17 protein-coding genes are annotated in these 22564 nt (G+C 70.7%); 6 read left to right on the plus strand and 11 right to left on the minus strand.

Annotated elements, in window-relative coordinates; genetic code table 11:
* Window positions 1-89: 89 nt before the first annotated feature.
* Both ABZX40_RS20950 and ABZX40_RS20955 read right to left on the minus strand, forming a co-directional pair.
* Window positions 90-2819, minus strand: a complete 2730-nt coding sequence (locus ABZX40_RS20950) for a hypothetical protein (protein WP_355740339.1) — start codon at window positions 2817-2819, stop codon at window positions 90-92.
* Window positions 2816-3496: an ABC transporter ATP-binding protein gene (locus ABZX40_RS20955; RefSeq protein WP_355740337.1), complete on the minus strand. Its 681-nt coding sequence runs from the start codon at window positions 3494-3496 to the stop codon at window positions 2816-2818. The genes ABZX40_RS20950 and ABZX40_RS20955 overlap by 4 nt, the downstream gene beginning before the upstream one ends.
* 652 nt (window positions 3497-4148) lie before the next feature.
* Here ABZX40_RS20955 and ABZX40_RS20960 point away from each other — a divergent pair.
* Window positions 4149-4721: an MFS transporter gene (locus ABZX40_RS20960; protein ID WP_355740335.1), complete on the plus strand. Its 573-nt coding sequence runs from the start codon at window positions 4149-4151 to the stop codon at window positions 4719-4721.
* Between the two features lie 389 nt (window positions 4722-5110).
* On the opposite strand, the gene ABZX40_RS20965 is transcribed toward ABZX40_RS20960, so the two are convergent.
* Window positions 5111-5695, minus strand: coding sequence for a helix-turn-helix domain-containing protein (locus tag ABZX40_RS20965; RefSeq protein WP_355740333.1), 585 nt, complete (start codon window positions 5693-5695; stop codon window positions 5111-5113).
* Between the two features lie 219 nt (window positions 5696-5914).
* Between ABZX40_RS20965 and ABZX40_RS20970 the strand changes: the two genes are divergently transcribed.
* From ABZX40_RS20970 to thrS, 4 genes are all read left to right on the plus strand, one after another.
* Window positions 5915-7363 carry a cytosine permease gene (locus ABZX40_RS20970; RefSeq protein ID WP_355740331.1) on the plus strand — a complete coding sequence of 483 codons (1449 nt, stop codon included), beginning with the start codon at window positions 5915-5917 and terminating at the stop codon, window positions 7361-7363.
* Window positions 7360-8232 carry a nitrilase family protein gene (locus ABZX40_RS20975; RefSeq protein ID WP_355740329.1) on the plus strand — a complete coding sequence of 291 codons (873 nt, stop codon included), beginning with the start codon at window positions 7360-7362 and terminating at the stop codon, window positions 8230-8232. The genes ABZX40_RS20970 and ABZX40_RS20975 overlap by 4 nt, the downstream gene beginning before the upstream one ends.
* A complete protein-coding gene (locus ABZX40_RS20980; protein WP_355740327.1) occupies window positions 8229-9188 on the plus strand; it encodes a carbon-nitrogen hydrolase family protein in 960 nt (319 codons plus the stop codon). The genes ABZX40_RS20975 and ABZX40_RS20980 overlap by 4 nt, the downstream gene beginning before the upstream one ends.
* Window positions 9189-9379: 191 nt before the next feature.
* Entirely contained in the window at window positions 9380-10615 is a 1236-nt protein-coding gene (thrS, locus tag ABZX40_RS20985) for a threonine--tRNA ligase (RefSeq protein WP_355740325.1), read from the plus strand.
* A gap of 194 nt (window positions 10616-10809) precedes the next feature.
* On the opposite strand, the gene ABZX40_RS20990 is transcribed toward thrS, so the two are convergent.
* The 4 genes from ABZX40_RS20990 to ABZX40_RS21005 all read right to left on the minus strand — a co-directional run bounded on the left by ABZX40_RS20990 (window position 10810) and on the right by ABZX40_RS21005 (window position 13671).
* Window positions 10810-11046, minus strand: a complete 237-nt coding sequence (locus ABZX40_RS20990; RefSeq protein WP_355740323.1) for a helix-turn-helix transcriptional regulator — start codon at window positions 11044-11046, stop codon at window positions 10810-10812.
* Complete coding sequence (locus ABZX40_RS20995) at window positions 11046-11630, minus strand: DUF2975 domain-containing protein (protein WP_355740321.1); 585 nt, start codon at window positions 11628-11630, stop codon at window positions 11046-11048. Before ABZX40_RS20995 ends, ABZX40_RS20990 begins: the two co-directional genes overlap by 1 nt.
* A gap of 157 nt (window positions 11631-11787) precedes the next feature.
* A complete protein-coding gene (locus ABZX40_RS21000) occupies window positions 11788-12504 on the minus strand; it encodes a siderophore-interacting protein (RefSeq protein ID WP_355740319.1) in 717 nt (238 codons plus the stop codon).
* Between the two features lie 165 nt (window positions 12505-12669).
* Complete coding sequence (locus ABZX40_RS21005) at window positions 12670-13671, minus strand: recombinase family protein (protein ID WP_355740317.1); 1002 nt, start codon at window positions 13669-13671, stop codon at window positions 12670-12672.
* Between the two features lie 457 nt (window positions 13672-14128).
* Here ABZX40_RS21005 and ABZX40_RS21010 point away from each other — a divergent pair, with 457 nt between their 5' ends.
* Window positions 14129-16378 carry a hemopexin repeat-containing protein gene (locus ABZX40_RS21010; protein WP_355740315.1) on the plus strand — a complete coding sequence of 750 codons (2250 nt, stop codon included), beginning with the start codon at window positions 14129-14131 and terminating at the stop codon, window positions 16376-16378.
* 145 nt (window positions 16379-16523) lie between these two features.
* Here ABZX40_RS21010 and ABZX40_RS21015 read toward each other — a convergent pair whose 3' ends face one another.
* The 4 genes from ABZX40_RS21015 to ABZX40_RS21030 all read right to left on the minus strand — a co-directional run bounded on the left by ABZX40_RS21015 (window position 16524) and on the right by ABZX40_RS21030 (window position 22379).
* Window positions 16524-19496 (minus strand): Tn3 family transposase, encoded by a 2973-nt coding sequence (locus ABZX40_RS21015; RefSeq protein WP_355740313.1) that lies wholly within the window; start codon window positions 19494-19496, stop codon window positions 16524-16526.
* Between the two features lie 124 nt (window positions 19497-19620).
* Complete coding sequence (locus tag ABZX40_RS21020) at window positions 19621-19767, minus strand: siderophore-interacting protein (RefSeq protein WP_355740311.1); 147 nt, start codon at window positions 19765-19767, stop codon at window positions 19621-19623.
* 363 nt (window positions 19768-20130) lie between these two features.
* A complete protein-coding gene (locus ABZX40_RS21025) occupies window positions 20131-20772 on the minus strand; it encodes a Rid family hydrolase (RefSeq protein WP_355740309.1) in 642 nt (213 codons plus the stop codon).
* The gene (locus tag ABZX40_RS21030; RefSeq protein WP_355740307.1) at window positions 20769-22379 is read right to left on the minus strand and encodes a flavin monoamine oxidase family protein; all 1611 of its coding nucleotides are present in this window, start codon (window positions 22377-22379) and stop codon (window positions 20769-20771) included. The genes ABZX40_RS21025 and ABZX40_RS21030 overlap by 4 nt, the downstream gene beginning before the upstream one ends.
* Window positions 22380-22564 lie beyond the last annotated feature (185 nt).

Below are 22564 nucleotides of genomic sequence, written 5' to 3' on the forward strand. Positions count from 1 at the left end.
AGCAAGAAACAATCCCGTCCGATTCCCGCTCTCCCGACCCCAACAGCCATCAGTCCTACCCGATCAGGAAGCGGGGTCCCCGGCCCGCCTCACCACTCGTCCCTGGTGTGGAGCCGCAGGACCGAGCGGGTGCCCGCGAGGGCTGCGGCGAGATAGATCGCCGCGAGCAGCGTGGCGAGCTGCCCCCAGGGGACGCTCAGCACGAAGCCGGAGATCCGCGTGGCGATGACCAGGGTCGGTATCAGGGCGATGACCAGGCCGAGCAGCGTACCGGCGATGATGAGGACCCCGTGCTGGCAGAGCAGGATGTGCCGCGCCCACGCGGGGGGCAGACCGAGTGCCGTGAGGCCCGCCAGATAGCCGCGGAGAGCGCGGGTCTGCCCTCGGATCGCGGTCAGGACCGTGGCCAGGACCAGCAGGACCAGTGCGACGGCGGTGGCCAGAAGCGCGGCCGGGGGAATCTCGGGTGCGGGCGGTACATGGATTCTCGCCGCGCGGGCGTCGAGACCGGCGTCGATGAGCGCTTGCTGAACGGCTCTGGCCGCTGTGTCCGTGAGTCCGGTGATCATGACGGGGCCGTGTTCGGGGGCCGGAAGACGGTGCTCGCGGACGGTGGAGCGGAGCAGGAGGCCGTCGCTTCCGGCCCGCCAGCCGGTGAGTGCGGCGTCCACCGCCACGGCGGGCAGCTCCGCGGTCCGGCCGAGAACCTCGTCGTTCTCGCGCAGGAGCAGTTCGGTGCGGGCGTCGGTGCCGGTGGGTGCTCCGGGGGAGTCTGCCCAGACGAGGATGCCACCGTCGGTGAGGGTGGCGGTCTGGGTGCCGTCGAGGGGGTGTCCGAGCAGCCGCTCCGCATGTGCCGGGGAGTCCACGGCGAGGAGGACGCCGTGGCTGCCGGGGCGGGTGGCCGTGCGCGTGATCGTCTCGTCCTCGGACATGGTGAGGACGGAGACGACCTCGGTACGGGGGTGGCCGTCGAGGACGCCGGAGGTCTCGGCGGCCCGGAGTACGGCCGGGGAGGGCGCGAAGCGCTCGCTGCTGCTGTCCGCGAGCAGGACCTGGCCCGGGACGACATCGGGATGGTTCTGGGTGTTCGCGGTGCGCAGCAGCGTGTCCAGCAGGGCCAGGAACCCCATGGACGCGCCGAAGAGGACGGTGAGTACGGCGATCGCGGCGCAGGCTCGGCGCGCGTCGGCGGCCAGTTGCCGCCGGGCGAGGCGGAGTCGGGGTCCCCGTTCCGGGAGGAGCGCGAGCACCAGGGCGAACGCTTCGGGGATGACCAGCAGCACCGCCACCGTCACCACGCCCGCCAGCGTCATCGCCATGGCCGGGGAATCGACGCGGGCCGCGTAGAGGCCGGTGGCGCACCAGGCGGCGACGGCCAGGAGCCGTCTGCCGCTCCGAAGGCGGCGGGTCGCCGCCCTGGTGACCGGCACCGTATCGGCGTCGCGGTCGGTGAGGTGAGGGCGGCGGATGGTGCGCTGAGGGCGGCGGTCGGTGAGGTGAGGGCGGCGGATGGTGCGCTGGGGACGCCGGTCGGTGAGGTGAGGGCGCCGGAGGGCGCGGGGAGGACGGCGGATGGCGTGGGAAGGACGGCCGATGTCGCGGTGAGGACGGCGGATGGCGAAGGGACGGCGGGTGCGGGCCAGTGCGAGGCCCGCGCCGAGGGAGGTGAGGGCGATCAGGACGAACAGGCGCAGCACCGGGTCGCCGAGTCCTTCGACGGGGCCGGACGGGAGCTGTCGCAGGTGGGCGATGACGAGACGGGCGCCCACCCCCGTTCCCAGACCTGCGAGCGCGCCCGCCGTCGCCGCGACGAGCGACCACATCAGGGCGGCCAGGGTGAGCCCGGCGGCAGCCGTCCGGCGGGACAGGCCCAGGGAGGCCAGTGTGTCCACGGTGCGCCGGAAGTGCCGGTCGTTGAGTCCGAAGACCAGCAGCACGGCGCCCATCGGCACCAGTACCGCCGGAACGGTGTATCCGGCCGGGGTCTTCTCGATCCACAGCCCCTCGGCGCCGCGGTCCCCGCGCAGGGACAAGGTGTCGGCGACCGGTGAGGCGTCCTCCACCCTTGTGCCCTCCCCCCGTGTTCCCTCCTCCCGCTGCTCCCAGGTGCGAACGGCCGTGGTGAAGGCGTCGACGGCGTGTTCCGGCGGTGCGTGCGACCACAGGAGGAAGGGCTGGGCTCTGAGCACCGGATGGTCCTCGGCGAGGGTTTCGTCCAGCGTCGCCCAGGTGCCGGACGCGGCGAGCAGATTCGTGGTGTCGGCATGGCGGTCGTCGGCCGTTCCGACCACCGTGAGGCGCACATCCCCGAGCACGGTCAGTGCCTCGCCCGGCGAGGTGCGCACGTCGCCGGTCTCGGTGACGACCACTTCACCCGGCCGGTTCGGCCACCGCCCGGACTGCAACGCGTAGCGCTTCGGGTAGGGGCTGGAGGTCCAGTCGGCCTCCAGCATCGCCACCTCACGCTCGGGCGTGACGTCGAGTTGGACGTCGGAAACGACGAGCATGACCGTGGCGTCCGTGATACCGGCACCCCGCACCCGGCCGAGCAGTTCGTCCGCGAAGGTGTCGTCCCCGGGCGGGAGCACGATGCTGCCGTAGCCCACCGAGGCGTCGAAGCGGCCCATCTCCCGGTCGGCGACCTGCGCACCCGAGAGCGACAGCGTCTTGAGCACGACGAACATCGCCATGACGAAGAGCCCGGCGACGAACACCGTGGAGGTGGAACGGAGCAGCGCCCGCCCGCGTGCCAGCCGCCGGGCGAGGCGGAACACCAGGCGCACCTGCCCGAGTACGGACCCCGCCGCGGCTCTCACGACCGCCTCTCCAGCCGTCCGTCGATGACCTCGTAGACGGTGTCGGCGTACTCGCGGCATCGTGGATCGTGCGAGCAGATCACGCTGAGGACACCCTCGTCGCACAGCTCCCGGAACAGTGCGAACAGCTCCCGGGTGGCCTCCGAGTCCAGTGCCCCGGTCGGCTCGTCCGCCAGCAGCACCGTGCGTCGGCCGGTGAGTGCCCGCGCGACGCCCACCCGCTGCCGCTGCCCGCCGGACAACTGCCGGGGCAGTCGGTCCTCCAATCCGGCCAGCCCGACCCGCGCCAGTTGCTCCAGCGCCGCGGAACGGGCCTCGGCGGCGGACAGTCCGCATGCTTCCAGCGGCAGGGCGACGTTCTCCGCCGCGGTGAACTCCTGGATCAGGTTGTGATCCTGGAACACGACTCCCACCGTGCGCAGCCGTAGCTCCGCCCGGCGCTTCTCGTCCGCGGCCCCCACCTCGACACCGCCGACCCTGATCTCGCCGGAATCGGCGAGATCCAGGCCGGCCAGCAGATTCAGCAGGGTCGACTTGCCAGAACCGCTGGCGCCGTAGACACATACGAACTCACCGGACCGGGCCACGAAGTTCACGTCACGCGCCGCCCACACCGTCTCCACCTCGGAGCGGTATGCCTTGCAGACCCCTGTGGCCCGGATCAGTTCGACTTCCACGGCCTCACCCGTACCGACTCGTTGAACCCGGGGCACTCCGAGGGGATCCGCCCGGCGGTCGCCCATCATGTTCATAGCTGTGATCATGAGTCAACGAGTCCAGCGACGGAGCGTTTCGGACAACTGGGCTGATTGCAGAGCTCGGTGCCCGACGACCGGCCCAGGCATGTACGTCCGTGCAGAAGGGATCAGTACAAGAGGCAGACCACCGCCCGCCTCCTGTGCAGGGCCGTGTCCGGCGGGAGAGTGTGAAGCGCATCGGGAAGCGCTCATACTGAACTCCGGCTTCCCGGTGGACCGGCGCGCCTGTACTCCCCTACGGGATCGGATGGGGCGCCCGGCAACAGGGACTGCCTCGACAGGACCTCGGTGAGAGGTGCTGGACGGGGCACGGACGGCCGTCGCTTCGTGGGGGAGGCGGCGGTCTTCCTGTGTTCCCGCACGCCGATGTGCCTGCCTGGTGGGGTGCCTGCGTGCCGGCTGGCTGGTTGGCTGACGGGGGCGCGACCGGCGGGCCGCCGGACCACACCTCAGTGGGACGCTCTCGGCCGCCGTCGGTGTCGCGCTCTTCACCGGCTACGCCGTCCACGCCCTCAAGACCCGTCACGAGCCCCTGATCGACCTGCGGCTCTTCCGCAGCGGCGGATTCACCGTGAGCGTGTCCGTGCTGTTCTTCGTGGGCGTGATGATGGTGGGTCTGCTGCTCGCCCTGGTCGGGCAGCCGCTGACCGGACGGCTGTCCGACCGCACCGGTGCCCGGCCGCTCGCCACGGTCGGGGGGCTGCTGGTCATCCCCGGATTCCTGCCGTTCGCGCTCGGAGTCCAGGGCGTTCTCGCCGTGATCGGGCTGGTCGTGGTCGGGTTCGGGCTCGGTGCGGTCGCCTCGGCCACGATGGGCTCGGTCTTCCGGACCGTCTCCCGCGGCGCGACCTCGCGCGCGACCTCGGCGCTGTTCATCGTCCACCAGATCGGTGGCGCGCTGGGCATCGCGCTGCTCACGCTGGTCCTCCAGAGGGCCGAGGCGTCGGCGCCGCTGGAGTCCGCGTTCCGTACGACGTTCTGGTGGCTGGTGGCGGCGGGCGCGGTCATCGCCGTCGCCGCCAGGATCCTGCCGGTGGGGCCCGCGCAGCCCGTCCCGGACGACGACCAGGACCGACCGTCCGGGCCTGCCGCCCCGGCACCGGCGACGGCCGACGCCGCCGCGTCGGTCTCGAAACAGGCGTGACGACGGCGTGGGCCCCGCCCACGCCGCCCGGCCCGGCCTGCGCCCGGCACCATGGGATCGACGGCGCGCGCTTGGCGGCGCCGGCCCGAGGTGGCGTACGGCACCGCGGTGGACGCCTTGTCCTGCGCCCCCGCCGCAAGTGCCCGGCGAAGCAGCCGTACCGCCCCGCCGCCGACCCCTCCCAGGCATCGACAATCGACAAGCGTGGCGGTGACGGTGGCGGAGACAGACTCGTCGTCGGGCATTATGGCGAGCTGGGCGGAGTGGAGCGGCAAGGTCAGTGGGGCCGAACGCTCAGTGTCCGGCGCGAGGCGCATGGCCCGCCGGGCGGCCCCTCGCACCCCAGCACCCCCTCAGCCCGAGCCAGCTCCCTCAGCGCGAGCGCCCCCTCAGTGCGACCCACTCCACGGCGCCGGAACGAACGTCCAGGTGACCTCGGCCGAGCCGCTCCCCGTGTTGCTCCAGGTGTGCGGCTCCCGTCCGGAGAAGGTCAGGGTGTCACCGGCGGTGAGTGTCTCGTCGTGGTCGGTGAACCTGACCGTGACCTCGCCGCTGATCACATGGAGGACCTCCACATCACAGTTGATGGTGTAGAGGTCGGCGCCGCCGTGGGCGCCGGGGTCGAGCCGGGAGCGCAGGATCTGGATCTTCGACTGGGCGCGGGGGGTGACCATGAGGTCCTCCACTCCATGGCCGCCCATGTTGAGGCGGGGCGCCGCGGGGAGGCGGATCACCTCGGTGTCGGCGCCCTCGAAGAGGGAGCCCACCGGCAGGGAGAGCACCTGACACAGGGTGACCAGGGTGGTGACGCTCGGTGAGGTCTCGTCGCGTTCGACCCGGCTGAGGAATCCCCTGGTCAGACCCGTGGCCGCGGCGACCTGCTCGATGGTGAGCCCCTGGGCCTTGCGGCTGGCCCGCAGCCGGGCCCCGACGCGGACCGGGTCGGTGGACGGCGTCGGGTGCAGCGCTTTCATCGACTTCCTCGACTTCCTCGCGTCACTCGTTCGGCGTGCGGACAGCCCTTGACAGGGGGGTCACTCTGCGCAAACACTACCCGGAATGAAAGTTGTCTAATACGCATTCTTTGTTGTGTATAGGTAACTTCCCTTCTCATGGGAGCCCCTCTCGGCCATGAAGCACGACCGTCCGCCGGTGCCCGAGCCCCGGCCCCACGAACGACAAGGGGGAAGGCCATGACCTCCTCGGACATCGCGACCCAGCGTGACTCGGCGATCGAGCAGCACTCCATCGACTATGTGCCCGCCGCCGAGCGGCACGGCAAGGTCTGGCACCAGGGACCGTTCTGGTTCACCGGCAACTTCGTGCTGCCCACGATGGTCGCCGGATTCGTCGGCGCCTCCATGGGACTGAGTGTCTGGTACAGCGTGCTCGCCATCGTGCTGGGCGTCGCCGCCGGTACGTTCTTCATGGCCTTCCACGCCAACCAGGGCCCGCGCATGGGTCTGCCCCAGATGATCCAGTCCCGCGCCCAGTTCGGCAGCCGCGGCTCCACCGTGCCGTTCGCGGCCACCGTCTTCGTGTATGTGGGCTTCCTGGTCTTCGACACCGTGCTCGCCGAGCAGGGCCTCGGGCTGCTGCTGCCGGACGGCAAGCTGTTCTGGTACCCGGTGCTGATCGCGCTGTCCATCGTCATCGCGGTCGTCGGGCACGATCTGCTGCACTTCGTCCAGCGCTGGCTGACCTATCTGCTGGTCGTCGTCTTCGCCGTCCTCACGGTCGTCGCCATCGTCCACTTCGGGTCCAACCCGGTCCCCGCCGATGTGCCCGCCGCCTCCGCCGGGTGGGACACCACGGCCTTCCTGGTGCAGTTCTCGCTCGCCGCCGGTTACAACATCAGCTACGCGGTCTATGTCTCCGACTACACCCGCTACCTCCCGGCGAACGTCTCCGCCAAGGGCCTGATCGGCGCGGTCTACTCGGGTGCCGGGTTCTCCGCCGTCTGGCTGATGTCGCTGGGCGCGCTCCTGGCCAGCTATCTGCCCGACCCGGACCCCATCCTGGCCCTGCGCCACGTCGGTGACCTGCTGTTCCCCGGCTTCGGCCTGATCGTCGTGATGACCTCGGTGCTCGCCCTGATCTCCATCATGGGAGTCAATGCCTACGGCGCCATGCTCACCGGCGCCAGCGCCCTGGACGGCTTCCGCAAGGTGCGGCCCACCGTGCGGCTGCGTATCACCGGCCTCGTCGTGGTCGGCCTGGTGTCCCTGGTGGTCGCCCTGCTGATCCCGGACGACTACATCGGCAGCTTCAACAACTTCGTGCTGATGATGCTGTACTTCCTGGTGCCGTGGACGGCGGTCAACCTGGTCGACTTCTACTATGTGCGCCGCGGCAAGTACGCCATCGCCGAGATCCTCAAGCCGGACGGCATCTACGGACGCTGGGCCTGGCGCGGCATCACCGCCTATGTCGCCGGGTTCATCGCGATGATCCCGTTCTTCTCCACCAGCTTCTACACCGGCCCGGTGGCCGACGCCCTCGGCGGTGCCGACTTCTCCTTCGCCGTCGGTCTCATCGTCTCCGGCGTGCTGTACCTGGTGCTCTCCCGCAACCTGGACCATGCGGCCGAGGCCGCCGCCCGCGAGGCCAGCGAAGCCGAACTGGAGGGAGCCGGCCGATGAGCCAGCCATCCGCCCCGCCCGCACCCCGGGGCACCGAGGTCACCGTCGCGGTCTGCCAGCTCGCCCCCCGCGTCGGTGACCCCGACGGCAACCGGCGCCGTATCCGCGCCGCCGTCGAGACGGCCGCCGGCCGGGGCGCGAACATCGTGGTCCTGCCGGAGCTGGCCAACACCGGCTATGTCTTCACCGGACCCGACGAGCTGCGCGCCGCCGCCGAGCCGTCCGACGGCCCCACCCTCACCGAGTGGAAGGCGCTGGCCGCCCGCCACCACCTGGTCATCACCGGTGGCTTCGCCGAGCGCGGCGAGGACGGACGGGTCCACAACTCCGCCGCCCTCGTCGACCCCACCGGTCTGCGCGCCACGTACCGCAAGGCGCACCTGTGGAACCTGGAGAAGACCTACGGCTTCACCCCCGGCGAGGCCCGCCCCCCGGTCGTGGACACCACCTACGGCCGGATCGGGTTCATGGTCTGCTACGACCTCGAATTCCCCGAGTGGGTGCGCCTCGCCGCCCTCGACGGGGCGCAGCTGCTGTGCGGCCCCGTGAACTGGCCGCTCTACCCGCGCCCCGAGGGTGAGCGGCCCGGGGAGATCGTGCGCGTCCAGGCCGATGCCTCGGTCAACCGCATGTTCATCGCCGTCGCCGACCGCACCGGCACCGAGCGCGGCCAGGACTGGCTCGGCGGCAGTGTGATCCTCGACGCCGACGGCTATCCGGCGACCCCGCTCCACCTCGGCGAGGAGACCGTCCTGACGGCCACCGTCGACCTCGCCCAGGCCCGCGACAAGGCCATCAGCGAACGCAACGACGTCCACGCCGACCGCCGCCCCGCCCTCTACACGCGCTCCCCGGAGGAACGGCCATGACCACCACCACCGTCGCCATCGTCCAGCAGCCGCCCGCCCTGCTCGACCTGGACGAGTCCCTGCGCCGCGCCACCGCGCACATCACCGAGGCCGCCGAGGCGGGCGCCGGGCTGGTCGTCTTCCCCGAGACCTGGCTGACCTGCTATCCCGCCTGGGTGTTCGGCCTGGCCGGCTGGCGCGACCCGGCGGCACGGCACTGGCACGCCCGCCTCCTGGAGCAGAGCCCCGTCCTCGACCCCGGTGGTGACGACGCCCTGGCCCCCGTCCGGGCCGCCGCCCGCGAGCACGCGGTCACCGTCGTCCTGGGCCTCAACGAGCGCGCGGCGCCCACCTCCGGGACCCTCTACAACACGCTCCTCACCATCGGCCCGGACGGCTCCACCCTCAACACCCACCGCAAGCTCACTCCCACCCACACCGAGCGCATCGTCTGGGCGGCCGGGGACGGAGCGGGGCTGCGGGCCGTCGACACCCCCGCCGGGCGGATCGGCTCCCTCATCTGCTGGGAGCACTTCCACCCCCTGGCCCGCCACGCCCTCCACGCCCAGCACGAGGAGATCCATGTCGCCGCGTGGCCCGACATCCCCGAGTCCCATATGATCGCCGCCCGCTCCTACGCGCTGGAGGGCCGCTGTTTCGTGGTGTCGGCGGGCCTGATCCTGTCCACCGACGATGTCCCGGCCGACCTCCTGCCCGCCTACCGGACCGGCGTCGGCCCCGACGCGCCCGAACACGGCCTGCTCTTCAACGGCGGCTCCAGCATCGCGGCACCCGACGGCACCTGGACCGTGGAACCCGTCCTGGACGAGGCTCGCATCATCACCGCCACCCTCGACACGGCCCGCCGCTACGAGGAGACCCTCGACCTCGATGTCGCCGGTCACTACGGGCGCCCCGATGTCTTCACCCTCACCGTCGACCGCACCCGCCGCGACACCGGCGTCCACCTCACCTGACCCACCGGAAAATCACCCCGCGCCCACCGCCGCGCCCTGCTACGGTCTGCGGCATGAAGCGCGCCAGCATCACGACGACGCCGGAGAGTGTCCCGGCGCGCTGACAGACGATCTGGTCCGAAGCCCCGGGGCGAGTGCCCCGGGGCTTCGCCTTGCGGTCACCCGCCCCACATGACCGCGAGGAGACCCCGATGACCGCCGCGCACGACCACCGCAGGCTCGGCCGCGAGCTGGACCTGTTCGACACCGACCCCCTCATCGGCGCGGGCCTGCCGTACTGGCTGCCCGACGGCGCCACCCTCCGGCACACCCTGGAGGAGTACATCCGTACCGCCGAGCGGCACGCCGGGTACCGCCATGTGTACTCACCGGTCCTCGGCAAGCGGGAACTGTACGAGATCTCCGGGCACTGGGCGCACTACAGCGACGACATGTTCCCCCCGATGGACCTCGGCGGCGAGCAGGTCGTCCTGCGGCCCAGCCTGTGCCCGCACCACGCGGTGATCTACCGCTCCCGCCCCCACAGCTACCGTGAACTCCCCCTGCGGATGGCCGAGTTGGGCGGCATGTATCGCTCCGAGCTCTCCGGTGTGCTGGGCGGCCTGACCCGGGTGCGGGCGATCCATCTCAACGACGCGCACATCTTCTGCACCCTGGACCAGGTCGCCGAGGAGGCGCGGGCGGCCCTGGAGATGATCCGGCGGGCGTACGAGGCGCTCGGCATCACCCCGGCCCGCCACCGGCTGTCCCTCCCCGGCCCCGGCGGCAAGTACGTCGCCGCCCCCGAGAAGTGGCGGCGGTCCACCGCGCTGCTCACCGAGGTCCTCGACCGTTCGGGCCTGCCCTATGAGGCGGTCGAGGGGGAGGCGGCGTTCTACGGACCCAAGATCGATGTCCAGGTCACCGACAGCGCGGGCCGGGAGTCCACCCTGTCCACCGTCCAGGTCGACTTCCACCAGCCCGAGCGGTTCGGCCTCCACTACATCGGCGCCGACGGCGCCAAGCACCGCCCGGTCATGGTCCACCGCAGCATCATCGGCAGCGTGGAACGAGCCGTCGCCCATCTCGTCGAACAGCACGGCGGCGCCTTCCCCGCCTGGCTCGCCCCCACCCAACTGGTCGTTCTCCCGGTGTCGGAATCCGAACTGCCTGCCGCCGCGGCCCTCGCCCGCCGTTGCGCCGGACTCGGGTTGCGGGCCGAGATCGCGGGACCGGACCGCGGCAGCCTCGGCGCCCGGATCCGGGAGGCCCGACTGGTCCCCTACCAGGCCGTCATCGGCGCCCGCGAGGCCGCCGACGGCCTCGTCGCCCTGCGCCTGCGCGACGGACGCCGACTCGATCCGCGGCCGGCCGATGACGTGCTCACCCGCATCGGCGCGCTCATCGCCGCGCACAGCACCGATCTGTGGACCGGCACCACCCCCTGACAGCCCCCGGCCGCCGGGGTCACATCGGCCACCAGCGGCACCGCCCGCCGCCCGGTCCCCTCGGCGAGGGCGACGACCGTGCCGGGATCGGTCGGCGCGGACGAGGCGCAGGCCGCCCCGGGCAGCGTCCCGCACAGATCGACGGCGATGACATCGGCGCCGTCGCCCGGCCGCGGCCTCCCCTGCCGGAACACCTAGGACCCTGGCTCCCCGGGGTCAAAGGTGATCAGATCCCCGGGCTGGCACCGCAGGACCTCGCACAGCCTCGACAGGGTCGAGAAGCGGATCGCCTTGGCCCGCCCGTTCTTGAGCACGGACAGATTGACGACGGTGATACCCACCCGCGCGGAGAGTTCGGTGAGGGTCATACCGCGCTCGGCGAGGACATGGTCGAGGTGGATGCGGATCGCATGGGGTTCGTCTTCCGGCATCAGATGGTCCCTTCGAGGTCCTCTCGCATACGCACGCCCTCACCCATGATCCTCCCCATGATCACCGCGGTGAGGCCGGCGAGGACGAGTACCAGGGGTCCGGAGACCGCCGGGCCGGAGCCCACGATCGGCGCCATGCTCCCGACGAGCCAGGACTGCGACCAGCCGACGACGAGACCGGCGAGCGGGGTGCCCAGGGCGATGAACCAGCCCAGCACGGAGAGCCGTCGCGCCACCGCCTCGGTGAACGGCCCGCGCACCTGGACGGCCTTGAGCATCCGGGAGAAGAGCAGCAGCGCGACCGCGCCGAACAGCAGCCAGGGCAGTTGGCTTCCGAGATCGGCGGCGCGCTGCCCGGCGGAGGGCTGGTCCTGGCAGAGCCGGGCCGCGCTGCTGGACGCCTCCACGCCGTCGCCCAGCGGCAGCCGGTCCGCCAGCGTGGCGTTGTGCCAGAAGTCGGTCTGTACGCAGACCGCCCCGTCGTCCGTCATCCGCGTGACCCCCGTACCGAGGAAGGCGAGCCCGCAGAGCACCGCCAGCGCAAAGGTTACCGAGACCAGGGTCCTGGTGAGTCGCGTGTCCATCACTGCTCCGACCTATCGATTTTCGATATGACCAAGATAGCCGAGCATATCGATAATCGACAAGTCCCGGTGGGGTGCGGGGCTGCGGCCGACGGGTCCCGGTCCGGCGCCGGGAAGCGAACGGCAGGTCCCGGTCCGGTGCCGGACTGCCCTTGGTCTACAGCCCCAGCCCGCTCAGGCGGTTCTCGTACTCGATCGCCACGTCCTCCAGGTCGTCGGTCGGGGCCTCCCACAGGGCGGCGAGTTCCGACTTCACCCGTTCCGGGAGGGCCTCGTAGCGTTCGGTCCAGCTGTCGGCCCCGGGGACCCAGTAGCCGACGACCTTGAAGCGGTCCGAGGGCAGGGCGAGGGTCCGGCGCAGATGCTTGCGGACATTGCGCAGCGCGGTCGTCTCACCGGCCACCCATACATAGGTGCCGGTGAAGTCCGTCCCCGGCGGCACCGCCGCCGTGACCAGGTCGCCCAGCAGACAGGGGCCGTGGCCGTTGCCGCCGTAGGTCCAGGTGACCCTGGTGGCGGGGTGGGCGGGCAGCGGCTGGACGGCCCGCTCGTCGGGCACCTCGATGACGGCCCTGGTGGTGACGGAGGGCGGGGTGTTCTCCAGGATGCGGGCGAGGGCGGGCAGTCCGGTCTGGTCGCAGATCAGTATCTGCCGGGTGAGGTCCGCCGGGGGGCTGTACAGACCGGTCGGGGAGTTCAGGCCGAGGGGGTCGCCGGGGCGGGCCGACGCGGCCCAGGTGGCGGCGACTCCGCCCTCGTGGACGACGAAGTCGATGTCGATCTCGGCGGACCCGGGGCGGACCGCGCGCACGGTGTAGGTGCGCATCGGGGCGGCGGGCCGGCCCTCAGGGGTTTCCCAGCCGCTGCCGCTCACGACCGGCAGGGAGAGGTCATGACGGTCGGGGCCGTGCGGGAAGGCCCGCTGGTCCTAGCTCGTACACCAGGGAGCAGGTAACCCGCTGGTAGCTTCGCGGGGTCGTGTCCGGGGCGTCGCCGAGGCAAGTGCAGAAGGGCCCGGGATGATCTTGACGGTCTTTGGTCACCGCTCGGTCTGCGACTGTGGCCGGGGGCCGGGCAGTTCGCTGCTCTGGAGGTTGGTGAAGTCGGTGTGCGCGGCCTCGACGGCTTCGGGGTACGCCTCCCGTTTGCCGTACTCGGCGAGCGCCCGGTAGATGCTGGCCACCGACGGGTTCTTCCCAGCGCGCTTACCGGTGGCGATCCGGAGGTGGGGCTGGATCTGCTCAACGGACTCGCCGTTCGCGCGGCGCCGGAGGACGGTGTGGAGCATGTCGTCGGTGATGACCGGGGGCCGGCCGCCGTGCTTGCCCTTGCGGGCGGCGGTGTCGAGCCCTTCGATTGTGGACTCGCGGATGTTTTCCCGCTCGGTCTCCGCCATGGCGGCGAAGAACGCGAACAGCAGCTTCCCGGGGCCGGTGGGGTCGTAGATCCCGGGGAGCGGTCCGGCGAGCATTTCGAGGATGAGGCCGTGGGCGGTGAGGTGGTCCGCCAGGGCGGTGAGTTCGGCGGCGTCGCGGCCGAGTCTTTTCATCTCGTAGACGGTGAGGATGACCCGGCAGTGCGGGGCGTGGGCCTTGACCTCCCGGGCCGTGCGCAGGGCTTCCTCGAACCGGGGGCGGACGCGGATGCGGGTGCTGATCTTCTCGCTGAAGATCTTGCCCCTCGGGATGCCGTGCCTGGCGAGGGCGTCGAGCTGGGAGTCGAGTTCCTGGCCGAGGGTCGAGCAGCGGGCGTAGCCGATGCGGATGTCCGCGCCCGGGAGGTCCGGGTCGAGGGGTACCGGCGGCGGGGTGCCCGGCCGCCAGGGCCGTCCTGGTCCGCGGTCGGCGGGGGTGGGGACCCGCAGGGCCTTCTTCAGCCGGGGCACGAGGGTGAAGCGGCGGGTGTGGTAGGCGCAGGCGACCGCGCCGCCGCGCGAGCGGCAGGGGGAGCCGGGCTGGGCGTCGCACTTCGGGCAGGTGTGCCGTTCGACGTCGTCGGCGTCCGGCCGGTCGTCCGGGGTGGGCTGCTGAGGGTCCGTCATGGGCCCGGATTTTCGCACAATGCAAGTCTCAGAAGGGGGTCTGCCTCGCTTTTGAGTGAGAACGGGTTCTGAGAGTGAATCCGGGTCCGGCGGCGGTCCGGTGACCCGGTACCGATCTTGCTCGCGTAAAGGAACGTTTATGCGAGCTGTTCAGGTGCTCGCCCCGGTTCGGACTCCTGTGGTCCCGGCTGCGGCGGTCGTAGCCGCACGGACGGTTCGTGGCCGGAAAGCTGACCGGTTCTTCTCCTGGGTAAATGGGGGGTTCCGCCTCCTAATGGGGAGGTGTGCGCCGGGTGGCGGGAGATGCCATGGGGGGGATGGACCCGAAGCACCGCGCTGGTGTGGTGTGCCCTGGCCGCCGGGGCCCGGCGCGGTCCGGGGCCCGGCGAGGACTTCCGCCGCGGGTGCGCACTGGTCCGGCCCCGCTGTTCCCGCTTCTCCGAGACAGGAGTGCTGTATGCCCGTACCGCTCATTGCCACGCTGGACATCGACGAGAACACGCCCGCCAACACCTACAACCAGTTCATCGGACTCATCCTGCGGTATGTCGCCCAGCTGGACAGGACGATCGACACGTCCCGGACCCCCGGGCAGAGGACCCCGACCCAGTTGCTGCGGATGCGACACGCCCACCGGGAAGATGAGGCCGCCAGCGTCTTCCGCGTGCGGGTGAGCGTGAGGGGCGAGGCCATGGTCGACTTCTTCATCCAGGACACCAACCTGTACGGGTGGGGCTTCACCCTCCCCGACCAGATGACCCTGTACCACCTGGGGAGCCTGGACAGGCTCCCCGCCGGCGTCCGGGCACTGCGGCAGCAGAACTACACCCTCGAATCCATCGATATGGGGGTGAGCTACGAGGGCGACAACGGCATTCCGCGGGGCGATCTCGGCTGGGCGAACCTGGCCACTGCGGTCACCCAGCTCGCCGAACGGCCGGACGTCACAGATTTCCAGCGGCCCGCGATGGGCTTCCTGATCGAGATGATCTGCGAGGCGGCGAGATTCCGTCGCATCGCGGAGATCCTGCGCGGATTGTGGAATACGGGCACCGGCATCACCACCAAGGAACAGCGGCGTGAGATCAGCAACCTGGAGCCGGACTGGGACTCCATCAGCTCCCTGTTCATCCGGTACATCGAGACACCGGCGCAACCGCCTCCGACGACGACGCTCACCAGACGCTTCCCCGACTACATCACGATCGCGCTGGCGCTGACCATCCTGCACCTGCGCCCCGGCGGCGCGCCGGGACCCTCCCGCCAGGGATCCGGCGCGGTACGCCCCGCCCGCACGGCCGCGGACACCAGTCCGGTCCTGCCGTCGCGCTTCTACCCGGTGCTCGACGCGGCCGGGAACCAGCCGGGGAAGCCGGACAAGGCGTGGTTCTTCCGTCCGGGCACCTGCAACACCTACAACCTCAGCAACAACGCCGTCGACGATGGCGGGCACGCGCCCTTCGCCGACATCTGGCCCGGCCTGGAGAACACCGACTTCGGTCTGCGTGTGGACGCTGTCGTTCCCTGCCCCGGCACCTCCAGCACGGTGTGGCTGTTCAGCGGGCACCAGTACGCCACCTACGACACCAGCGGCCACAGTCACACGGTGGGGGAGATACGTGACGGATGGCCCGCCCTGGCCGGCACCGCGTTCGCCGATTCCATCGACGCCGCCGTCCGCGACCCCCGCAACGACCGCTATCTCCTCCTCTTCCGCGATTCCGAGGCCATCTCCTACGACCTGGACAGCAACACGGGCCTCTGGGGCCCCGGGCCCCTCACCGATCTGATGCCGGGCCTGGCGGGCACCTCCTTCGCCTACGGCGTCAGCGGCGCGGTGACCGCCCACGGCGGCACCGGGCGGCTCTGGCTCTTCAGGGGCGACGACTGCGTCCTCTACAACATGATGACCAACTCCGTCGAGAAGGGTCCCCAGCGCATCCACGAGGGCTTCACCAGGATGCGGGGCCAGGCATTCGTCGGCGGCGTCGCCGCCGTCATGCCCTGTGAGTACGGCAACGCCTCCCAGGACCTGTGGTTCTTCCACGACGACCTCTACCTCCGCTACAGCCTGAAAGCCTCCACCGGCCCTCGCGTCGCCGTGGGAGGGACCCCGATCGCCTCGGCATGGAAGGGCCTGGCCCGCTGGGGCTTTGCCGCCCGTATCGACGCCGCCCTCGTCGCCCCCTGGCAGTTCGGCGCACCTCTCATGGGGTGGTTCTTCCAGGACAACTGCTACGTCCTCTACAACATCGACAAGGACGAGGTCGCCATCGGCCCCCGCCTCATCGGGGACGGATGGACCGGGCTGGCGGGAACCGGCTTCGAGAACGGCATCGACGCCATCCTGCAACACCCCAACGACCACAACACCGTGTGGATCTTCGCGGGCGACCAGTACGTGAGATACCAGCTTGCCGAGGACAAACGCATCAGCGGGCCCAGGCCCATCTCCGGGAACTGGAACGGCCTGAACAACACCGTCTTCAGCCAGCGCATCGACGCCGCCTGCCTGGCCCCCGGCACCGACGACGAGGCATGGCTGTTCCACGGCGACAGCTACGTCCGCTACAGCATCCCACAGGACAGGATCGTCAGCGGACCCGCAAGCATCAACGACTACTGGCACCTCTCTGACCCGGGATACAACCCCTTCCCGGACGACACCGTCCACCCCCTGCCGAGCCCGCGCCCCCCGGGCATCTGAGCGCCCGGCACCTGCCCGGACAGCGGTCCCCGGCGGCGGCCGTCTTCAGGACGCCGGTCCAGCCGCCGCCGGACGGACAGAGCCCGCCCCGGGCCCGCCACGGGGGTGACGGCGCCCGCCCGGCTCGCCGCGTCCCGCGGCGGGATCAGAGGGGCCCCGCAGCAGACGCTGCTGCGGCGCCCGGCTGTCGCGGCACCCCCGCCGCGAGCAGGTCGAGCCGTTTGTCCATGTCAAGACGGAAAGTGCCGTACGGATTGACGTTCGACCAGAACAGTGCGGTCAGGCCGCGCCGGTCCTCGGCACTCAGTTTCCTCGCCCACACCGGTTCGGCCAGGACCTGCTGGAGCAGCAGGGTGTTGACGTGGACGAGCGCGGACTGGAGCAGGTGCAGCGCGAGCATGGAGGTCTCGGCGTGCTCGCGGTCCGGGCCGGTGAGGGCGCCGTCCTTGCCGTAGTGGAGGACGGTGTTCGCGCTGTTCCAGTTCTCCACGACCTGGAGGCCGCCGTGGATCTCCCGGCGCAGGCCGGGGACGGAGAGGTAGTCGCAGGCGAAGACGGTACGTACCGCGCGGCCGAGTTCTTCGAGGGCGGCGTACGTGGGGTGCTTGGGACCGCCGCGGGTGAAGCGCCGCAGGACCTGCTCGGCCTCCGCCGTGCCGAGGCGGAGGGCGGTGGCGTACTTGACCATCTGGTCGTACTGCTGGGCGATCAGGTCCCAGCGGATCGGGCGGGTCAGCGAGCCGCCGAGCGCGGGCCAGCCGGGCGGGGAGTCGTCGGGCCGGTACAGGCGGATGCTGCCGATGTTCTTCAGCCTCGGCAGCAGGCGGAAGCCGAGGAGTTCGGTGAACGCGAACCCGACGACGGACGCGCCGTGGGTGTCGACGTAGTTCGACTCGATCTCGGCGTCCGTGCAGTGCCGCAGGAGGCCCTCGATCATCGCCGCGACCTCGGACGAGGAACAGCTCTTGAGCTGGGAGTAGATGCATACGTTCTTCCGCTCGACGTGCCAGTACACCATCACACCGTTGCCGCCGTAGCGGGCGTGGTACTCGGTCATGAAATTCGAGGACCAGGACCCGAACTTCTTCGAGTCCGACGCGCACGCCGTCCCCTGGCCCCACCACGCCGTGTCGCGGGCGGCGAAGGTGGCGTTCACCAGCCTGGTGACGGCGGCGCGGAGGTTGTCGACGGTGATGAAGTGCCGGCGCACATGCCGCAGGGCGGCTTCACTCTCGCCGTGCTCGCCGGTCGCCACGATCGCGCGGATGCCCATGTTCGTGCCGAGCCCGAAGAGGGCGAGGAGAAGGCGGCGCTGGAGGACATCGCGGTCGATGCGCTCGTAGGCGGCGACCGAGGTGAACTCGTCGGTGAAACCGGTCAGGAAGTCGGCGTTCTTCAGCACGTCCAGGAGGTCGAGCACCCCCCACCGGTCCACCACCTCGTCCTTGAGAGCCGCCAGTCCGCTGGGCTCCGCCAGGGGCACCGGCTTCGGCACCGTGATCCACGGCTCCCCCTTGCGGGTGGTGACCTTCACCCCGCCCGCGCTGCCGTCCGCGAGCGCGGCCGACAGCCGCTCCAGCCCGTCGGTCATCCGCCGCTTCAGGCCCGCGACGAACTCCTTGGGGTCCATCGGCCGGCGGATCGCCGCATAGTGCACCGTGCGGGCGGCCTCGAAGTCGCCGGGCAGGTCGTCCTCCGGGTTGCGCCACCGCAGCGCGCCCTCGACATAGATCTCACGGCGCCGCACAGCATCCCGCAGTGCGACCAGGACGCACAGCTCGTACGGGATGCGCTCGACCCTGCCCTTGTCGTCCACGACCGCCTCGCGCCAGTCCTTGCGCACCACCCCGTCCATCGGCACCGCGTCGGACCCGTCGTAGAAGCGCGTCTTGCCGTCGACCCCGGCGTACTTCTCCAGCAGCGCGAGCGCGTCCATCACCGGCCGGTAGGCCGTGTTGTTGCACCGGAAGCCCAGCGTCTTCAGCAACGGCGGCAGCATCTGCCGGTAGTACGAGCTGTACGAGGAGCGCAGGGTGGTGCGGACCCTGGCCTTGAACACCTTCTCGTTCGCCTTGGCCTCCGCGACCAGGTCGCGCAGCGTCTTCTCCCCCACCACGGGGAACAGCACCGCGCGCACGGTCCCCTCCGGCCGGCCCACCGCCGCGTCGGCGAGACGGAAGAGAATGCCCTCCTTGCCCCGCACCCTCTTCAGCTCCGCCGTCAGCTCCCGTTCCACCCGCCGCTCGGCACGGGCATTGATCTTGTGGACCAAAGCGACCAGCAGCTCCACCAGGGCGTCGGTGATCTCCGCCTGGCGGGACGAACACAACGCCGCGAGCAGGGTGATCCGCACGCCCTCCGCCGTGTCCCGGAAGTCCGAGGGGTACATCTTGATCGCCCGCGCCCGCCACGCGGCCACCATCTTCTCCGAGCAGTCCGCGAACAGCCCTCCGGGCAGGCCGAGCCCGCAGACCTCGTTCAGCTTCGTGATCTCCGTCAGCAGCGAATCCAGCCCGACCGCGCCCGGGTCCCGCTTCAGCGCGGCCAGCAGCGCGGTACCGTCGTCACTGCCCTCCGCGACCAGAGCCAGCAGCCTGTCCACGCACACCTCACCCAGACGCTCGATGGTCCGGGCGCAGAACTCCCGCTCCCACCGGTTGCGCGCCGCCACCAGAGCCTTCCCGACACGCGTGCGGCCCGGCGGTTCGATCCGCTCGACACGGCACTGCACCAGCAGGGCCTCCCGCTGCCGGTCCTCGACCAGCTCGACCGGGCACACCTCCGCCGCCAGCCACTCCGTCAGCCGTTCCTCGTCCGCCACGGTCGACGGCCGGAACCCCAGCGCCTCACGGATCTGCTTCCGGTGCCGCTTCGCGCCCGCCAGGTCGTACTTCGCCAGGTCGACGGCGGGCACCCTGGCCAGCCCGGCGACGTAGTCGACAGCGGCCTGCGGGAACTCCTCAACGAACTCCGGAAACCGGCCCTCGATCTCGAAGAACTTGAGCATCAGGCAGAACCCCAGCCGGGTCGGGCCGGACTTGTTCGCCACCAAGTCCCAGTCGCCGTCCACCAGCGTCCAGCACGCCACCACGTCTTCCGGAGACCATTCCTGCCGCACACCCGCCCCTTGTCGTTGACCCCGCGGGCATTCACCCGATCAGCTCAACGAGACGCCCCGGCGCCAGGAAACGGCCCTCCGAAGCTACCAGCGGGTTACTTGCTCCCTGGTGTCCGAGCTAGGACTAGCGGGCCGGGAAGAACAGCCGGACGTACTCGTCCCCGACCCCCGTCGAGACGAATTCCGGCAGGTCGCCGCCGGTCAGGGTGACCCGGATCATGGTGTCGGTGAGTCGCTGCACTCGGGACACGGCGGCTCGGTAGATCTTCACGGTTCAGTGCTCCAGGGTGGCTTGTCGGTCGTTCGGGTGCGTGCCGGCACCGGGACGCGGTCCGCTCTCCGGGCGTCGATCAGGACGTGGGGGGTCGGGGTTTCGACGGATGCCGTGACGGGGGCCGCGAGGGCGAGCGGGGACAGGGACACAGACAGGGGCACGGACAGGGACAGCGGCACGGACCATGAAGTTAGGTTAGCCTAACCAACATCCACCACCCGGGTGAGCCCTTGCCGGACCCGGGCAGCACCACAGCAAGCTGCCGGGGGCGCCCTCGACGGTGATCGGGGGCACCCCCGGCAGGGGTGGGTCATCGCGGCGCGGAGGGTCGGGCTGCGGTCACCCGCTCACCCGTCACCGTCAGCGCTTCTTGTAGGTGGCGGTCACCTCGACCTCCACGATCCAGCCCTTCACGGCCAGGGACACGACCTCCATCGTGGCGCGTGCGGGACGGGCCTTGTTGGCGACCAGCGGTGCCTTGGGGGCCGAGGTGCCCATCGGGACGGGGACGACCTTGTGCGAGGTGAGGTCGATGTTGGCGAAGTACTGGCGGTAGGCGCGATTCCAGCCCGCGTAGTCGGCGCTCTCGGCGCCGGGCGGTTTCATCAGATAGCACTTCATGGTGATGACATCGGACAGGCTCAGGCCCGCCGCTTCGAGGTTGGTCTTGATGTTGCGCAGGACGACGAGGGACTGGGCCTCGGTGACCGAGACCCCTGTGGCTCCCTGGGTGAGGGCCGGGTCGGTGAACAGTTCGGGGGAACCGGCCGGGGCCGACGGGTTGAGGGCGGACGGGCCGAGGCCGCTGCTCGTGTAGACGGCCACCTCACTGCCGGTCGCCACACCGTTGGCGATGGCCGGGTTGGACTGGCCCTGGGGCAGCATGACCCGGACCTCCTTGCTGCCGGGCCACCAGCTCTTCCCCCCGGCGAGCGCGGTGCCGCCGGTGAGGAGCGAGGCGGTCAGGGTCGTACCGATCACCACCTGTGTACGACGCTTCATGCGGCCATCACCCTCTCGTGTATCTCGGTCACGACCTTGCGGGCCGAGGTGAACGCTCCGTGCTGCCAGGCGATGACATGGCTGAGCCAGTCCCCGGCGAAGTAGACATGACCGGCGGGCTGGTTGAGCAGCCGGTACTCGGCGCCGGTCTGCGAGGGCCAGCCCACCCAGCCCGCCTCGATGTCGGGTGTGCGGTGCCAGGCGATGCTGAAGGAGTGGTCGAGTTCGGTGCGGTACTTGCTGCCGTGGATCCGCACACCCCGGCTCACCGCCCGCGCCAGGCGCTCGGCGTGCGGCAGGTCGCTGTACGCGAGGGCGTTGGCGCCGAAGTTGTAGTAGCCGACGAGGGTGCCGCGGCGGCCCTGGTAGCCGTAGGAGGGGTACCAGATGGTGGAGAGGTCGGTGTCGGTCGGGGTGATGCCGCCGTAGATCTGCTGGTCCGTCTCCCACCATCGGCTGCGGTATTCGAGGCCGATCTTGCCGACGGGGGTGGGGGTGGCGTACTTCAGCGCGGCGGTGACGGCGGTGCCCAGGTTGTGCTTGAGGCGGGCCATGATCATCGGCGGTACGGCGGCGACGACGAAGTCGGCGCGCTCGGTGCGGGTCCGGCCGCCGGGCTCCTTGTAGGTGACCTCGGCGCCGTTCGGCAGGTCCTTGACCTCCAGCGCCTTGGCGCCGTAGGTGATGCGGTGCCGGCCGACCGCCTTGGCCAGGGCGTGGGGAATCGCGTCCATGCCGCCGACCGGCTGGAACATCTGCATGGCCTGGTCGTAGCCGAGTTCGAAGGAGAAGCGCTGGCCCACGCCGCTGGCGAGGACGTCGGACAGGGTGGGTACCGGGCCGAGGACCGTACCGGCCTCCATGGCCGCGCCCGGCTCGACGGAGTAGCCGCGCCGGCCGGTGCCGGTGTAGGCGTAGCCGTCGGCCTTGCCCTTGATGGCGCCGAAGCTCTGGAGGAAGGCGATCAGCCGTTCCTTGTCCTGGGCGGTGAGCCTGGCGTCCAGGGCGCCCTGGTCGGTGGCCTTGGCGAGCAGTTCGGAGACATAGCCGTAGACATCGGCCTTGGCCGTGCGCCAGCGGGTGGGTGTGCCCGCGAGGGCGGCGCTGTTCTCGTGGTAGATGTACGCGTTGGCGTTCTGGTTGGCGAAGACCTCCAGCTCGACGCCGAGTTCGCGGCAGTAGTCCAGGGTGACATGGGACTGCGGCAGCCGGGCCGGTCCCGCGTTGAGGTACTGGCCCTTGGTGAACGACGCCGTCTGGGTGCGTCCGTCGAGGTCGGTGAGTCTCGTACCGCCGCGGACCGTCCAGTTGCGGCCCCCGGGGCGGTCCTTCGCCTCCAGGATCCGGCAGTCGTACCCTGCCTTGCCCAGCTCGTACGCCGTCGCCAGGCCGGCTATACCGCCGCCCAGCACGATCACTTTCTTCCCGGCCCGCCCGGAGAGGGCGAAGTCGCCGGGCTGGGGCGCCCGGTAGGCGTCCGCCCGGACTTCGGGCACCGGGGCGAGCCCGAGGGCCCCCATCGCCGAGTACAGGACTCCGGCGCCGCCCGCGGCGCCCACGGATCTCAGGAAGGTGCGGCGGGATCCCGCGGATTGTTCTGCGACCATCAATTCCTCCTCATCCGCGCCCGGGGCGCAACCCGACCGGGCACGGTCGTTCAGTAAGCCCGGTCACGTGGGGGGTGAGAGCTTGAGGAGACCGGAGGTGCGCCATGAGTCTTCGTCAGGACTGTTACAACGCCATGCCACTGACGTAAGGGGACGTCGCACGGAGGGGCCGTTCGTCCCTGGGG

The sequence above is a fragment of the Streptomyces sp. NPDC004610 genome, from assembly GCF_040609715.1.
In the GTDB taxonomy this organism is placed as follows: domain Bacteria; phylum Actinomycetota; class Actinomycetes; order Streptomycetales; family Streptomycetaceae; genus Streptomyces.